The 12,863-nt window shown below is 72.7% G+C and carries 11 protein-coding genes; 5 read left to right on the top strand and 6 right to left on the bottom strand.

Features of this window, described 5'->3' with window-relative positions; all coding sequences use genetic code 11:
* Nucleotides 1–5: 5 nt before the first annotated feature.
* Nucleotides 6–863: an alpha/beta hydrolase gene (locus ACZ6TV_RS23330; protein WP_465299335.1), complete on the bottom strand. Its 858-nt coding sequence runs from the start codon at nt 861–863 to the stop codon at nt 6–8.
* 48 nt (nt 864–911) lie between these two features.
* On the opposite strand from ACZ6TV_RS23330, the gene ACZ6TV_RS23325 reads away from it, so the two are divergent.
* Complete coding sequence (locus tag ACZ6TV_RS23325) at nt 912–2,783, top strand: Hsp70 family protein (RefSeq protein WP_465299334.1); 1,872 nt, start codon at nt 912–914, stop codon at nt 2,781–2,783.
* Here the strand turns inward: ACZ6TV_RS23325 and ACZ6TV_RS23320 are convergent.
* Entirely contained in the window at nt 2,767–4,017 is a 1,251-nt protein-coding gene (locus ACZ6TV_RS23320) for an SGNH/GDSL hydrolase family protein (protein ID WP_465299333.1), read from the bottom strand. The two genes, ACZ6TV_RS23325 and ACZ6TV_RS23320, sit on opposite strands and share 17 nt — an antisense overlap.
* Nucleotides 4,018–4,148: 131 nt before the next feature.
* Nucleotides 4,149–4,610, bottom strand: a complete 462-nt coding sequence (locus ACZ6TV_RS23315) for an RrF2 family transcriptional regulator (RefSeq protein ID WP_465299580.1) — start codon at nt 4,608–4,610, stop codon at nt 4,149–4,151.
* 105 nt (nt 4,611–4,715) lie between these two features.
* Between ACZ6TV_RS23315 and ACZ6TV_RS23310 the strand changes: the two genes are divergently transcribed.
* On the top strand, nt 4,716–5,468 hold the full coding sequence (locus tag ACZ6TV_RS23310) for an SDR family oxidoreductase (RefSeq protein ID WP_465299332.1): 753 nt from the start codon (nt 4,716–4,718) through the stop codon (nt 5,466–5,468).
* A 4-nt stretch (nt 5,469–5,472) separates the two neighbouring features.
* On the opposite strand, the gene ACZ6TV_RS23305 is transcribed toward ACZ6TV_RS23310, so the two are convergent.
* The gene (locus tag ACZ6TV_RS23305) at nt 5,473–5,892 is read right to left on the bottom strand and encodes a barstar family protein (RefSeq protein WP_465299331.1); all 420 of its coding nucleotides are present in this window, start codon (nt 5,890–5,892) and stop codon (nt 5,473–5,475) included.
* Between the two features lie 84 nt (nt 5,893–5,976).
* Between ACZ6TV_RS23305 and ACZ6TV_RS23300 the strand changes: the two genes are divergently transcribed.
* Complete coding sequence (locus ACZ6TV_RS23300; protein ID WP_465299330.1) at nt 5,977–7,170, top strand: cytochrome P450 family protein; 1,194 nt, start codon at nt 5,977–5,979, stop codon at nt 7,168–7,170.
* Nucleotides 7,171–7,217: 47 nt separating this feature from the next.
* On the opposite strand, the gene ACZ6TV_RS23295 is transcribed toward ACZ6TV_RS23300, so the two are convergent.
* Together ACZ6TV_RS23295 and ACZ6TV_RS23290 are read right to left on the bottom strand one after the other, a co-directional pair.
* The gene (locus ACZ6TV_RS23295; protein ID WP_465299329.1) at nt 7,218–8,645 is read right to left on the bottom strand and encodes a glycosyl hydrolase family 18 protein; all 1,428 of its coding nucleotides are present in this window, start codon (nt 8,643–8,645) and stop codon (nt 7,218–7,220) included.
* Nucleotides 8,646–8,809: 164 nt separating this feature from the next.
* Nucleotides 8,810–9,649: a helix-turn-helix transcriptional regulator gene (locus ACZ6TV_RS23290; protein WP_465299328.1), complete on the bottom strand. Its 840-nt coding sequence runs from the start codon at nt 9,647–9,649 to the stop codon at nt 8,810–8,812.
* Between the two features lie 101 nt (nt 9,650–9,750).
* Here ACZ6TV_RS23290 and ACZ6TV_RS23285 point away from each other — a divergent pair, with 101 nt between their 5' ends.
* The gene (locus ACZ6TV_RS23285) at nt 9,751–10,716 is read left to right on the top strand and encodes an aldo/keto reductase (RefSeq protein WP_465299327.1); all 966 of its coding nucleotides are present in this window, start codon (nt 9,751–9,753) and stop codon (nt 10,714–10,716) included.
* Between the two features lie 102 nt (nt 10,717–10,818).
* Nucleotides 10,819–11,586 (top strand): hypothetical protein, encoded by a 768-nt coding sequence (locus ACZ6TV_RS23280; RefSeq protein ID WP_465299326.1) that lies wholly within the window; start codon nt 10,819–10,821, stop codon nt 11,584–11,586.
* The last annotated feature ends 1,277 nt before the right edge of the window (nt 11,587–12,863 follow it).

Raw genomic sequence — 12,863 nt, 5'->3', positions numbered from 1 at the left:
CGATGCTACGGCCGGCACCGCCCGTCCGGGTGCCCCGGATTCGTCAGTGCGCGCAGGGCGGCGGCGATGTGGGCGACGGCGACCGCCGCGTCCCGGGTCAGCGCGAGCTTGCGCGGGAAGTTGTGGAACGTGCGCTGCCACCGGGTGGCGATGACGGGCACCCCGGCCGAGGCGAGCCAGGTCGCGTACCGGTCGGCCTCGGCCCGCAGGATGTCGAGCTCCGCGGTGACGATGACCGCCGGTGGCAGGCCCGCCGGGTCGGCGAGGAACGGGTCCAGGTCGGGCTGGTGCCGGTCCACGCCCGGCGGGGCGAACGCGTCCCAGTAGCCGGCCATCTCGTCGGGTTGCAGGCCGTCGTTGCCGAGGTCGGGGAAGTCCAGTGCCGGGCTCAGGACGGGGCAGATGAGCACCTGGGCGAGGAGGTCCCGGCCGGCGTCGCGTTCGCGGCGGGCGGTCACCGCGGCCAGGAGGCCACCGGCGGAGTCGCCCGCGACGACGACCGCGGTGGGGTCGACGGCGTGCTCCCGGCCGTGCTCCCGCAGCCAGCCGGAGACCGTGTCGATGTCCTCGAACGCGGCCGGGAACGGGGCCTCTGGCGCGCGGCGGTAGTCGACCGCGAGGACGGCCCAGCCGGTCTCCGCGGCGAGCAGCCGGCACAGCCCGTCGTGGGTGGTGAGGTCGCCGGCGACCCAGCCGCCGCCGTGCGCGAACAGGATCACCGGGGTCGTCGCGTCGGTGTCGCGGTACAGCCGGACCGGGACCCCGCCGGCGTCCAGGTCCCGCACGTGGCGGACGGCACGGCCCGGTCCGACCTGCTCACCGACCGCGTCGGCCATCTCCCGGCGCTGCGCCACATGATCCATGGCTGCAGTATGCCGAACCGTGCACCGGATGCGTTAGAGTCGCGCGCCATGACGGGTTCGCACGGCTCGTCCGCGGGCTTCGAGGCGCCGCGGTTCCGGCTGGGCATCGACTTCGGCACGTCCACCACGGTCGCGGTGCTGCGGCGGCCCGAGGGGCGCGTGCAGCAGCTGCTGTTCGACTCCTCGCCGCTGCTGGCCTCCGCGGTCCTGCTCGGCCCCGACGGCCGCCTGCACACCGGCCGCGACGCGGCGCACCTGGCGCACAGCTTCCCGGAGCGGCTCGAGCCCAACCCGAAGCGGCGCGTCGACGACGGCCGGGTCCTGCTCGGCGACGCGGAGGTCGGCGTCCGGGACCTCGTCACGGCGGTACTGCTCCGGGTCGCGGCCGAGGCCGCCAGGGTCGCCGGGCCGGTCGACGACGTCACGCTCACGCACCCCGCCGACTGGGGCGCGGGCCGGCGGGCGCTGCTCACCGACGCCGCGCGCCTCGCGGGGTTCGGCGAGGTGCGTCTGGTGCCCGAGCCCGTGGCCGCCGCGACGTTCCTCGCCACGACGCGGGAGATCCCCGTCCACGGTTGCGTCATGGTGTACGACCTGGGCGCCGGCACCTGCGACGCGACCCTGCTGCGGCGGCATCCGGACGGCTTCGAGCCGTTCGCGTCCGCCGGGCTCAACGACCTCGGCGGCCTGGACGTCGACGCGGCCGTGGTCGGCTTCCTGGAGGCGACGTACGGGCGGCTGTGGACCGACGCGGCGACCCGGCGGCGGCTGTGGGACGAGGTGCGCTCGGCGAAAGAGATGCTGTCCCGGGCGAGCGGCACCGTCATCATGGTCCCGTCGCTCGGGCGGGAGGTGCCGCTCGGGCGGGAGCAGCTGGAAGGGCTGATGCGGCCGGTGCTGCGGCCCAGCGTGGCGATGGTGAAGGGGCTGCTCGCCGAGGACGGCGTGCGGCCCGCGGAGATCACGGCGCTGTTCCTGGTGGGCGGGTCGAGCCGGATCCCGCTCGTCGCGACGATGCTGCACGAGGCGCTGGGCATCCCGCCGGTCGTGGCGGAGCAGCCGGAGCTCGTGGTCGCCGAGGGCGCCCTGATCGCCGCCGCCCCGCGTGCCACGGCCCGTCCCGTGGCTCCTTCCGTGGCTCCTTCCGTGGCTCCTTCCGTGGCTCCTTCCGTGGCTCCTTCCGTGGCTCCTTCCGGGGTTCCGGCCGGACCGATCCTCGGGGAGGAGCCGACGGTCCGGGTCCCGGCGATGGCCGGTCGGCGCCCGCGGTCGCGCAAGCGCCTGTTCGCCGGGATGGCCGCGGCCGTCCTCCTCGTGGCGGCCGGCGCGGTGCTGCTCACCCAGCTGCCCTCCGACGGCGACGACGACCCGTCGAACGGCCCGTCCGGCGCGGCCGCCCGCTACGACCTCGCCAAGGTGCCCGACAACCTCTGCGACAGCATCGACCTGTCGCCGTTCTTCGCCCTGTACGAGCGGGAGGCCTCCGCCCCCTCGCCCCGGCGCAACGTGATGGCGGCGGCCGGCAGCTCGTCGTGCCAGGCCGTGCGGCTGCACGACAACGGGGTCGTGCGGGCCACCTTCTCCGCCGAGGTCCGGGTCACGCCGGAACAGTCGACCGCCGAGTACGACTACCGGCAACGCGTCAGCGGCGACGCCGCGCTCAACGAGCAACCGGTACAGCTGCCGGACCTCGGTGACGAGGCGGTCGTCTTCGAGATGAAGGGCGCCACCGCTCAGGCGAGGACCATGACGACGCTGCGGCTCGGCGTCCGGGACGGCAACCTCGTCTGGGAGGCCCATCTCACCGTCGACCGCCAGGACAAGGCCGGCTGGACGGCCGCGCAGAAGCAGGACCTGCGCGACCGCCTGGTCACCGTCACCCGGTCGGCGCTGCCGAAGGTGCTCACAGGGCTGCGTTGACGACCTGGATGTCGTCGACGTAGCCGCGGAAGGTGCCCGTGGCGCCCGGCTGGTCGTAGCCGACGCGGATCTGGTCGACGGTGCCGCCGGCGAGGGCCGCGAGGCTCACCCGCACCTGGTTCCACTGGCCGACGACCAGGCGCCGGCCCTCACCCTGGAACTGCGGGTGGGCCCGGACGCCGAACTGGTCGGCGGCGCCGGAGTCGCGCAGCGACCGGCCGTCGGTGAGCGCCAGGTCGAGCGCCACGAAGGTGCCGTTGACCGACTGCGGGTAGATCCAGTACGTGAGCGTCGTGCCGGTCGTCAGCTTCAGGTGCACGTCGAAGATCCGGTTGTACGAGTAGGAACCGGCCGCGCTGGTGTCGGTGCCGGAGTACATGAGGGCGTAGGTGCCGCGGGCGATCTCGGCCCGGCGGGCGGACTCCATGGACGTGAGGCCGCAGCAGTACCCGGTGACGTTGAGCGACGCCTGCACCGTGCTGGTCCACGTGAGCGGCGGCGCGGCGGCCCCGAAGTCCGTGCGGAACAGCGGCCATGCCTTGCCGGCGCCGAGGACCGGCTGCAGCGCGGAGAACCACACGTCGGCGAGCTTCGCGTAGCCGCCGTCGGTCGGGTGGATGCGGTCGGGGCCGATGTCGGCGAGGGTCAGGTTGCCGTAGAAGTCGGCGAGGCGGACCTTCTTGCCCGCCGCGGCCTTCGCCTGGACGATGCCCGGGATCTGGCCGTTGTACTGCCGGACCCGCGCCTCCACCGTCGCGTCCGGGTTGGGCACGAGCGTGGACACCACGACGGTCGCGGCCGGCGCGGCCCGCAGGATCTGGTCGATCAGGGCGCTGAGCCGGGCCGGCGCGTTCGGCAGGTCGTAGTTCTGCAGCATGTCGTTGGTGCCGACGTTGAGCAGGACCACGTCGGGCTTGGCGGCGGCGACCCACGCGTCGGCACCGGCGGCGACCGCGTCGACGCGGTACCCGGGGTGGCCCTCGTTGTCGTTGTCCGCGGCGGTGCCGGAGCGCTGCGACCCGACCATGTCGACGGCGACGCCGGCGTCGTCGGCGAGGTGCCGGCGCAGCAGCTCCCGGTAGCCGTTGCCGTCGGTGGAGCTGGTGCCCCAGGTGATCGACGCGCCCAGCGGCATGATCCTGACGGGGGTGGCCGCCTCGGCGGCGGTGGGCAGCACGACGGCGGCGGCGCTGAGGGCAACCACCGCCGTCAGGGCACGGCTGAGCAGACGCACGGAGAGGCTCCTTGATCGGGCGGTTGGCGGACCGGGCCGACGAACTGCGTACAGCAAAGAGCATCGATGCGCCGTGTGTCAACGATGTCAGGCCGCGCTCCACACGCGCGGCCGGCCGGCAGTGCCCGCCGCTACAGCCAGGCGCGGATGCCGTCGAACGTCGCGGGGCCGTAGTCGCCGGTGACGCTGTCGGCGAGGTCGGCGATCGTGACCGCGCGCAGCGCCTCCCGCCACGCCCGCTCGGCGCCGGCCATCGCCCGGCTGATCGCGCACGGCGCGGTGCACGCCTCCGCCGGCGTGGCGAGGGGTCCGCGCTGCCGGATCTCCGTGCACACGAACGCGGGCTGCGCACCGTCGACCGCCTCGACCACGTCCAGGACGGTGATCTCCCGTGGCGAGCGGGTCAGCACGTATCCCCCGGCGTGCCCCTGCACCGAGTGCACCAGGCCGGCGCGGGACAGGCTCTGCAGCTGCTTGGCGAGATAGCTGCCGGAGACGTCGTGCAGCTCGGCGAGGCGCGCGGCGGGCACGGGCGCCGGCGCCGCGGTGAGCACCACGCAGCAGTGCAACGCCCACTCGACCCCGCCCGACATCTTCACCCACCCATCCTACTTGACTCGGACACATGTTGTCCGGGTATGGTCATGACATCGTCCCGGACAAAACTTGTCCGAGTTAACGTTCTGAGGAGTGCGGTCATGAAGTTCGTCGTCATCGGCGGGAGCGGCCTCATCGGCGGCAAGCTCGTCCACCTGCTGCGCGCCGCCGGTCACGAGGTCCTCGCCGCGTCACCGTCGACCGGCGTCGACACGATCACCGGCGAGGGCCTCCCCGCCGCGTTCGAGGGCGCGCAGGTCGTCGTCGATGTGGCGAACTCGCCGTCGTTCGAGGACACCGCCGTCCTGGAGTTCTTCCGGACCTCGGCCCGCAACGTCCTGGCCGCCGCCCGCACGGCGGGGGTCTCGCACGTCGTCGCCCTGTCGGTCGTGGGCGCCGACCGCCTGCCCGACAGCGGCTACCTGCGGGCCAAGGTGGCCCAGGAGTCCGCGATCACCGCCGCCGGCCTGCCGTTCACGATCCTGCGGGCGACCCAGTTCTTCGAGTTCACCCACGCGATCGCCCAGTCGGCCGTCGCCGGCGACGCGATCCACCTCCCGCCGGCCCTGTTCCAGCCGGTCGCCGCCGACGACGTCGCCGCGACCCTGGCCGACGTCGCGCAGGCCGCCCCGGTCAACGGCGTCGTCGAGCTGGGCGGCCCCGAGCCCGTCGGCATGGACGACCTGGTCCGCCGGTTCCTCGCGGCGCACGAGGGCAGCGAGCCGGTCCGGAAGGTGGTCACCGACCCGCGCGCCCGCTACTTCGGCGCCGAGCTGGACGACACGTCACTGACCCCGGGCCCGGCGGCCCGCCTCGGCGCCATCCATTTCGGCGACTGGCTCGGCAGGTCCTGACCCGCTACCGCAGCTCCAGCACGACGCCGTCCTCGGCCTCCGCACCGCCGTCGCCGTGCCGGCGGATGATGCCGACGATCTCGTCGAACAACGTCGGCCCGATCCCGAGCCGCGCGCTGCTGATCCTCGCCTGGAAGTCCGCCCGGTTCTCCGGCGCGCTCGTCGCGAGGAGGCGCTCCAGCCGTCGTACGGTCGCTTCGTGGCCGAGCGCGGCCCGGGACAGGTCGGCGTTGACCCACCGCAGCACCCATCCGCCCTCGGGCGTGCCGAACCCGCCGCGCAGCAGGTCGTTGAACGCGTCCAGGTTGCCGTTCCACGCGACCCCGCCGAGCAGCGCCGAGAACTCCCGGGCGAACCCGTCGAGGTCCGAGAACCGCGCCCCGTCGATGACCAGCACCGGCAGGGCGTCCCGCGTGTCGACCATGGTTTCGAGTATGCACACCCGGGCGCGTGATTACCCACCGTCAGCGGGACACCGGAACGCGTGATGAGTGGCTACCGTGAATGGGTGACTACCGCGCCGGGTAAGCCGATGTTCACGCAGGACTTCTGGGACGATCCGCATCCGATGTACGCCGCGATGCGCGAGCAGGCGCCGGTGCACCGGTTACGGCTGCCGACGGGCGCGGAGATGTGGCTGGTCACCAGGTATGCGGACGCCAGGTCCGCGCTCGGTGACCCGCGGCTGTCGAAGCGCGGCGGCGCGACCCAGAACGCCGGCGTCCTCACCCCGGCCATCAGCGCGCCGCTGAGCCGGCACCTGCTCGCCAACGACCCGCCGGACCACACCCGGCTGCGCCGGCTGGTGGCGAAGGCGTTCACCGCCCGGCGGGTGGAGCAGCTGCGCGGCCGGGTGGAGGAGCTCAGCGCCGCCCTGATCGCCGGCATGGCCGCCGGCGACCGTGGTGACGTGATCGACGACTACGCGGTCCAGCTGCCGATCCAGGTCATCTGTGAGCTGCTCGGCATCCCGCAGGAGGATCAGGCGGAGTTCCGGCACTGGACGGGGATCCTCGTTGCGGGTTCGGTCGACCGGTCCGGTGTGCCGGCCGCCGCCGCGAGCTTCCTGCACTACCTGCGGGACCTGATCGCCGCGAAGCGGGCCGAGCCGGCCGACGACCTGCTCAGTGCGCTGATCGCGACCACCGACCAGGGTGACCGCCTCGACGAGGACGAGCTCACGTCGATGGTGTTCCTGCTGCTGATCGCGGGGCACGAGACCACGGTCAACCTCATCGGCAACGGCATGTGGACCCTGTTGACCCGCCCGGAGGAGCACCGGCGGCTGCTCGCCGACCCGGCGCTGATCCCGAGCGCGGTGGAGGAGTTCCTGCGGCTGGAGTCCCCGGTGGAGACGGCCACGTTCCGGGTGGCGATGGAGCCCGTCACGTACGGTGGCGTCACCATCCCGGCGGGCGGCGTCGTCGCGATCTCGCTGTTGAGCGCGGACCGCGACCCGGATCGCTTCCCGGACCCGTCGGCGGTCGACCTGGGCCGCCCCGACAACCAGCATCTGGCGTTCGGCCACGGCATCCACTACTGCCTCGGCGCTCCCCTGGCCCGCCTCGAGGCGCAGATCGCGTTCCGCGACCTGCTCGCCGCGTTCCCGGACATGCGCCTGGCCGTCCCCGCCTCCGAGCTCATCTGGCGCCCCGGCGTCCTCATCCACGGCACCACGACGCTGCCGGTCCACTTGCGCTGAAACGCGAGATGGCCGGCCCGGGGGCCGGCCATCTCATCGTGGAGCGGTTACGGCAGGACCCAGCGCTGGTTCGCGCCGGCGAAGCAGTCCCAGATCTGCAGGCGGGTGCCGTCGGTGGAGACGTTGCCCGTCACGTCGAGGCACCTGTTGGAGTTCGGGTTGCGCAGGGTGCCGTTGGACTGGGCCTGCCAGACCTGGGCGCCCGAGCCGTTGCAGTCCCACAGCTGGATCTTCGAGCCGTTGGCGGTGCCGGCGCTGGTGACGTCCATGCACTTGCCGAGGGCGCGCAGCGTGCCGTCCGACCCGACGGTCCAGTTCTGGGCGTTGGTGCCGTTACAGGTGTAGATCTGGACCGCGGTGCCGTTGGCGGACGAGGCGGCCGCCACGTCCACGCACTTGCCGGCGATCCCGGTGATGCGGCCGGTGCGGCCGTTCGGCGGGGTGGTGGTCGGCGGGGTGCCGCCGGTCGCCGTGGTGTAGATGGCGCTCACGAGGGAGTTGGCGCCGGTCGCGTCCTGGGACAGCTCCCAGTTCATGATGCCGCCCGCGTTGGCCATCGCCCAGGTGGTTTTGCGGCGGATGGTGGGCAGGCCGTTGTAGCACTCCTGCACGCCGTTGATCGTGGTGCAGTCGCGGTTGGCGTTGGCCGGGTCGCGGGCCACGAGGTCGGCGTACGTGTAGTAGCCGGGCCGCGAGTAGAACGGCACGCCGAGGACGGCCTTGTTGGCCGGCAGGCCGCGGCCCTTCCAGAAGTTGACCGCGTTGATCGACCAGTCGTAGTTGGCGTGCGGGCTGCCGCCGTCGTAGGCCATGATGTTGAGCCAGTCGACGTAGCCGAACACGGCCGGCTGGACGCCGTTGGCGGTGCCGCCCTCGGACACGACCGCGGCGGTGAGCAGCTTGCCGCGGCTGTGCATGGCGGTGCTGAGCTGCGACATGAGCGCGGTGTAGTTGTTGCCGGAGGTGCCCGGGTCCGGGTATTCCCAGTCGATGTCGACGCCGTCGAGGTTGTACTGGTTGACCAGGTTCACGATGTTGTTGACGAACGCGGTCCGGGCGGTCGCGTTGCCGGCCAGGCCCTCGAAGCCCGAGTCGTTGCCGTCGTTCCAGCCGCCGACGGCGATGGAGACCTTGACGCCGGCCGCGTGGCCCAGCGACACGATCGACTGCAGCTTGCTCGGGTTGTCGAGGCCCTGCAGGCTGCCGTTGGAGTTGGGCAGCACGAAGGCGTAGTTGATGTGGGTCAGCTTGCTGTACTGGATGCTGTTGGCGCTGCCGGCCCACGACGGCATGTAGCCGACGCTGCGGAACCCGTTGGGCAGGACGGCGGCGTCCGCGGCGGGCGAGCTGGCCAGGACGAAGACGCCACCGACGGCGGCGGTGGCGAGGGCGAGCGCACCGGCGGCGAAGGCCGAGCGGCGGGCCCGGTGGCGTCCGGGGCGGGCGGCCCCGGATTCCGACGACGAGGAGGACAAGAGGTGCTCCTTCGGATGGTCGGCCGGCGGCGGACGGGCAGGGTGGGATACCCGCGACCAACGAAGGCGGTGCCACCGGCACGATGACAGGTGGCTGAAACGATAGGAAAGCTAACTGTCAGATGTCAATCTTCGTCGCGAAGAAAGTCTGTACCAGCGGGTATTCACGCACTGAAATGCTGCAATCCGACCACTGAGAGCAACTTGAGCTTCTCCGCGGCGTCGGTGCCGGGCTGCGGCGTGAGCACCAGGAGCTTCTGCCCGAGGTCCGGGGTCACCAGGGTCTCGCAGTCGACATGGACGACGCCGACCTGCCGGTTGACGATCCGTTTGCGGTCCGAGCGGCGCACGGCGACCTCGTGCTCGCTCCACACCCGCGCGAACTGCGGGCTGGCCTCGAGCAGCCGGCGGACCAGACCGTCGACGTCGGGGTCGCCGTGCCGCCTGGCGGCGGTGGCCCGCAGGTCGGCGACGGACACCCGGCCATGATGGTCGGCGTCCTCAGGTGGGTACAGCTGCCGCCAGTCGGGATCGGTGAACCAGCGCCACACGTGGAAGCGCTCGTCGCCCCGGAACTGGGTCTGGTCGCCGAGCAGCAGCATGGCCATCCTGTTCTGCGCCAGGGTCTCCCCCAGGTCGGACGCGACCGTGGCGGGGGTGTCGCCGAGCAGGTCGAGCATCCGCAGCAGCCCGGCCCGCGGGTGGGTGACCCCGCCGACGGTCCTCGGCGGGGTGACCCCGGCGAGGTGGTAGAGGTGGTCGCGCTCGTCCTCGGTCAGCCGCAGCGCCCGGGCCAGGGCCGACAGCATCTGCGCCGACGGCTGCGCGCTCCTGCCCTGCTCCAGGCGGACGACGTAGTCGGTGGACATGCCCGCGAGCATGGCGACCTCCTCGCGGCGCAGCCCGGCGGTCCGCCGGCGCGGCCCCTCGGCGAGGCCCACGTCCGCGGGGCGGATCGCCTGCCGGCGGCGGCGCAGGAAGTCGGCGAGATCGTCACGCTGCATACCTCCATCCTGGCCGCTCGCGGGGGCGCGCAGCCAGGGACCGGCGCTCCTACGAAGACCGCTCGCTGCCTGTTCCGTCCCCGGCGGCGCAGGCTTCAGGCATGACTTCAGTGACGACGAACATCGGCCTCGGCGCCATGGGCATGTCGGGCGCGTACGGCCCGTCCGACCGCGCCGAGAGCATCGCCACCATCCACGCCGCGATCGACGCCGGCGTGACCCTCATCGACACCGGCGACTTCTACGGCATGGGCCACAACGAGCTGCTCATCCGCGACGCGCTGCGCTCCGGCGACCGCTCCCGCATCAAGCTGAGCGTGAAGTTCGGCGCGCTGCGCGGCCCGTCCAACGAGTGGGGCGGCGTCGACACGCGACCGGCCGCGATCCGCAACTTTCTGGCGTATTCGCTGGTGCGGCTCGGGGTGGACCACATCGACGTGTACCGGCCGGCCCGCCTCGACCCCGCGGTCCCGATCGAGGAGACCATCGGTGCCCTCGCCGACCTGGTCAAGGAGGGCTGGATCCGGCAGATCGGCCTGTCCGAGGTCGGCGCCGACATCATCCGCCGGGCCCACGCCGTGCACCCGATCGCGGACCTGCAGATCGAGTACTCGCTGATGTCCCGCGGCGTGGAGGACGACATTCTGCCGACGCTGCGGGAGCTCGACATCGGCATGACCGCCTACGGCGTGCTGTCCCGCGGCCTGCTGTCCGGCCACTGGCGCGCCGACCGTCCCGCCGCCGCCGGTGACTTCAGGGCGCACAGCCCGCGCTTCGCCGACGGCAACGTGCAGCACAACCTCGCCCTCGTCGAGGCGCTGCGCGGGGTCGCCGACGCGAAGGGCGTCACGGTCGCGCAGCTGGCGATCGGGTGGGTCGCCGCGCAGGGCTCCGACATCGTCCCGGTCGTGGGCGCCCGCACCCGCGAACGGCTCGCCGAGGCCCTCGCGCCGGTCTCCCTCACCGCCGAGGACCTCGCGGCCGTCGAGGCGGCCGTGCCCGCCGACTCGGCTCTCGGGACCCGCTACCCGGCCCCGATGATGGCCCATCTCGGCACCGACAGATAGCTGTATGACGTTGGGTGACCAGACGTTCGCAGTGTGTACGGCGGTCGATTTTGTGCTCTACCGTCGAGGCATCGCGGTGCCTTGACGGTGGGGAGGCCGAAGATGCCCGTGCGTGTGCTGTGCGCTGTCATGCTGCTGGCGGGGTGCGGGTCCGGTCCGCCGGGTCCCGCATCCCCCTCCGCTTCTGCTCCTGCTTCTGCGTCTGCCGCTCCCCGTGCATCGTCCGCCGCTCCCCGTTCGCCGGCTGCTTCTCCGTCTGCGTCTCCGTCTCCGTCTCCGGCGAAGAAGAAGACCCGGCCGGCGCGGTCCGAGCTCACCGAGCGCGACCTGACGAAGGCCCTGATCGCCGCCGACGACATCGGGCCCGGCTGGAAGACCCTCGGCGGCACCGGCGACACCGGCGTCTGGCCGTGCGACGACGAGCCCGCCACCTCCGCCGACGCGACCGCGGTCCGCAAGTTCGACCACCCTGGCAGCCCCGTCACACAGGCATCGGTGTCCCTCGCCGCATACACCGACTCCGACGACGCCGAAGACTTCCTCGACGAGCTGCGCGACAACGTCCAGGACTGCGAGGACGACCCGGTCGACGCCGGCGGCGGCATCGACCTGTATTTCACCGAGATCGAGCTCCTCCGCCCCAACGGCAACGTCACCGACTCCGAGGTCCTCTCGGTCGAGATCCGCCAGACCCAGGACGGCCGCACCACCGCCGAGGGCGTCATCATCTTCATCCGCATCGAGGACGTGGTCGGGTCGGCCCAGGTGATCGCTCCCGCCCGCCGCAACACCACCATGGACCAGGTCGCCATCCAGATAGCCCGCCTCCAACTCGAACGCGCCGCCAAGTCCCTCGGCCGCTCCGCATGACCACCGCCCCGCAGACACCCGGCCCGCGGACCGCCGCGACCCACTGCCAACTCCCGCCACCACGAGCCACGGACCACCAGCTGGTGGACGGGCGCGGACCGCAGCCGGCACAACTCACGGACCACCACGAATCTCTGCCGCCGCACGTCGTCGACGTTCGCGGACCGCAGCCGGCGCAGGACGGGGACCACCGCGACCTCCAGCCGCCGATCGCCGTGAGCCACCGCGAACACCGGCCATCACACCCCTCGGACCACCACAGACCTCTGCCACCTGGCACCGCGAACCACTCAGAACCGCTGCCACCACACGCCGCGAACCGCCACGGACCGCAGTCACCACAGCTCGCGGAGCATCGGGAACCCCCGCCGTCGCAGGCCGTGGACCACCGCATCTCGGCGCCGCGTGCCTTGGACTACCACGGACCGCAGCCACCACAGGTCGCGATGCCGCTGCGCGCCTTGGAGGACTGCCACGGACCGCGGTCACCACAGGTCGCGATGCCGCTGCGCGCCTTGGAGGACTGCCACGGACCGCGGTCACCACAGGTCGCGGCGCCGCTGCGCGCCTTGGAGGACTGCCACGGACCGCGGTCACCACAGGTCGCGGCGCCGCTGCGCGCCTTGGAGGACTGCCACGGACCGCGGTCACCACAGGTCGCGGCGCCGCCGCGTGCCTTGAACCGCCACGGACCGCAGCCACCACAGGTCGCGGCGCCGCCGCGCGCCTTGGAGGACTGCCACGGACCGCGGTCACCACGGGTCGCGTCGCCGCCGCGTGCCTTGGACTACCACGGACCGCAGCCACCACAGGTCATGGACCACCCCACGGCGGCGGCGCCCGCCGCGGGCCACCGCGGACCCCGGCCGTCGCACGCCGTGAACCACAGCGAACCACCGGCATGCGCCATGGACGGCCTTGGAGCGCAGCCACCGCACACCGGGAGCCGCCGCGCGCTGGTGCCATCGCGCGTCGCAGGCGATCGGAGCGCAGCCGTCCGGCACGGCCGGCACAACCACGCACCGGACGATCGGCATGACCGCACCCACGGCCGGCGACCCTTCACAAAGGAGGGCCGGCACCGCCACCCGACCGGGACGGCTGACTTGAACACACCACCGACGGCCGGCGACCCATCGCCCCGGAGGACCGGCACCCCCGTGGGGGGGGGGAGGGGGGGAGGGTCACCCCGCCGCCGGGGTGCACGGGGCCGCACGCCTACCCTAAAACCCCGCCCCCACCACCTCCCCCCCCCACGCCCCGTCCGTAACCCACGG

This window comes from Dactylosporangium sp. NPDC051087, assembly GCF_055586325.1.
Note: the sequence above shows the minus strand (reverse complement) of the source record. Positions and strands in the feature narration are given on the sequence as shown.

Excerpts from the sequence above, each read along its gene's own strand:
- ACZ6TV_RS23330 (WP_465299335.1), bottom strand. The coding sequence starts at position 863 with ATGGATCATGTGGCGCAGCGCCGGGAGATGGCCGACGCGGTCGGTGAG.
- ACZ6TV_RS23325 (WP_465299334.1), top strand. The coding sequence starts at position 912 with ATGACGGGTTCGCACGGCTCGTCCGCGGGCTTCGAGGCGCCGCGGTTC.
- ACZ6TV_RS23315 (WP_465299580.1), bottom strand. The coding sequence starts at position 4,610 with ATGTCGGGCGGGGTCGAGTGGGCGTTGCACTGCTGCGTGGTGCTCACC.
- ACZ6TV_RS23310 (WP_465299332.1), top strand. The coding sequence starts at position 4,716 with ATGAAGTTCGTCGTCATCGGCGGGAGCGGCCTCATCGGCGGCAAGCTC.
- ACZ6TV_RS23305 (WP_465299331.1), bottom strand. The coding sequence starts at position 5,892 with ATGGTCGACACGCGGGACGCCCTGCCGGTGCTGGTCATCGACGGGGCG.
- ACZ6TV_RS23290 (WP_465299328.1), bottom strand. The coding sequence starts at position 9,649 with ATGCAGCGTGACGATCTCGCCGACTTCCTGCGCCGCCGCCGGCAGGCG.
- ACZ6TV_RS23285 (WP_465299327.1), top strand. The coding sequence starts at position 9,751 with ATGACTTCAGTGACGACGAACATCGGCCTCGGCGCCATGGGCATGTCG.
- ACZ6TV_RS23280 (WP_465299326.1), top strand. The coding sequence starts at position 10,819 with ATGCCCGTGCGTGTGCTGTGCGCTGTCATGCTGCTGGCGGGGTGCGGG.